Raw genomic sequence first — 1,964 nt, forward strand, 5'->3', positions numbered from 1 at the left:
ACCGGCTGCACCACCTCCACCACCTGCTCGAAGGGGATGTCCTGGTTCTGCTGCGCGCCCAGCGCCCGCTCCCGTACGTGCGCCAGCAGTTCCGCCACGGTGGGCGAGCCCGCGAGATCCACGCGCAGCGCCAGCGTGTTCACGAAGAAGCCGATCAGCCCCTCGATCTCGATGCGGCCACGGTTGGCGGTGGGGGTGCCGACGACCACGTCATTCTGCCCCGACAGCCTGCCCAGCACCGCGGCCCAGCCCGCCAGCACGGTCATGAAGAGCGTGGTGCCGTGGCGCTGGCCCAGTGCCTTCAGACCGGCCGTCAACGCCTCGTCCATCACCACGCCCAGCGACGCACCCGCATGGTCCACCTGCGCCGGCCGCGGACGGTCCGTAGGCAGCTCCAGCAGCGCCGGGGCGCCGCCCAGCGTGGCCCGCCAGTAGTCCGCCTGCCCCTTCAGGACGTCGCCGTCCGCCCACTTCCGCTGCCACGCCGCGTAGTCCGCGTACTGCACCGGCAGGGCGGGAAGCGGGTCGGGCTCGCCGCGGCGGAACGCGCCGTACAGCGCGCCCAGCTCGCGCGTGAACACCCCCATGCTCCACCCGTCGGTGACCATGTGGTGCATGGTGACGTGGAGCAGGTGCTCGTCCTCCGCCAGCCGGATCAGACGGCCGCGGACGAGCGGCCCCCGCGACAGGTCGAAGGGCGTGCGCGCTTCCTCACCCAGCAGCCGCCGCAGTTCTGACGGCCCGTCGGGATCCCCGCTCAGGTCGTGCTCGATGACCGGGAACCGGCTCTCCTCCACCGGGGCGATGCGCTGCACCGGTTCGCCCTGCACCTCCACGACGGTCGTGCGCAGCGCCTCGTGCCGCGCGACGATCGCGTCCAGCGCGCGCCCCAGCGCCCCCCGGTCCAGCTCTCCGTGCAGCCGCTGACGCGTGGTGACGTGGTACGTGCTGCCCAGATCGCCAAGCTGCTCCAGGAACCAGAGCCGCTGCTGCGGAAAGGAGAGTGGCAGCGGTCCGCCACGGTCCACCCGCTCGATCGGCGGCAGCTCGGTGCGGGCCGCGTTCCCGATGGTGTGCGCGAGGTCCGCCAGCACCGGGGACCGGAACAGCTCCCCGAGCGGCACCTCCACGTCCAGCAGCTGCCGCACGCGCGACACGACGCGTACGGCCAGCAGCGAGTGGCCGCCCAGCTCGAAGAACCCGGCCCAGCGGCCCACGCGCTCCACGCCGAGCACCTCCGCCCAGATCTCCGCGAGAGCCACCTCGGTCTCGCCCACCGGCGCCTCGTAGCCACGCGTTGCGTAGGCACCACCCTCCGGAGCGGGGAGCGCCTTGCGGTCCAGCTTCCCGTTCGGCGTGAGCGGAAGCGCGTCCAGCCGCACGTACGCCGCCGGCACCATGTACTCCGGGAGCGTGGTGGAGAGGTGCGCACGGAGTGCCTCGGCGTCCACCGCGCCGGCGGACGCATCCACCGCCGCCCCGACGAAGTACCCCACCAGCCGTACGTCACCCGCCGCGTCCTCGCGCGCCATCACCGCCGCCTCGCGCACTCCCGGGTGCTCGGCGAGGCGCGCCTCGATCTCGCCCAACTCGATGCGGAACCCGCGCACCTTCACCTGGAAGTCGGTGCGGCCCAGGAACTCCATCGTCCCGTCCAGCCGCCAGCGCGCCAGGTCGCCCGTGCGGTACAGCCGCGCCCCAGGCTCGCTGCCGAACGGATCGGCCACGAAGCGCTCGGCCGTCTGCTCCGGGCGCCCCAGGTACCCGCGCACCACCCCCGCGCCCCCGATGTACAGCTCGCCCGCCACGCCCACCGGCACCGGCTCGCCCGCCGCGTCCAGCACGTAGACGCGCGTGTTCGCCACCGGCCGCCCGATCGGCACCTGCGCAGCGCTGGAAGCATCGCCGCCGACCGCCCCGGACGTCGACCAGATGGTGGTTTCCGTGGGCCCGTACACGTTCCA

General features: G+C 73.4%; 1 protein-coding gene. It reads right to left on the reverse strand.

Features of this window, described 5'->3' with window-relative positions; translation table 11 throughout:
- Positions 1–1,964: condensation domain-containing protein (locus VF632_RS14515; RefSeq protein WP_349264001.1), on the reverse strand; the 1,964-nt coding region annotated here is incomplete at both ends.

Origin of the sequence: Longimicrobium sp. (assembly GCF_036388275.1) — a bacterium.
In the GTDB taxonomy this organism is placed as follows: Bacteria; Gemmatimonadota; Gemmatimonadetes; order Longimicrobiales; family Longimicrobiaceae; genus Longimicrobium.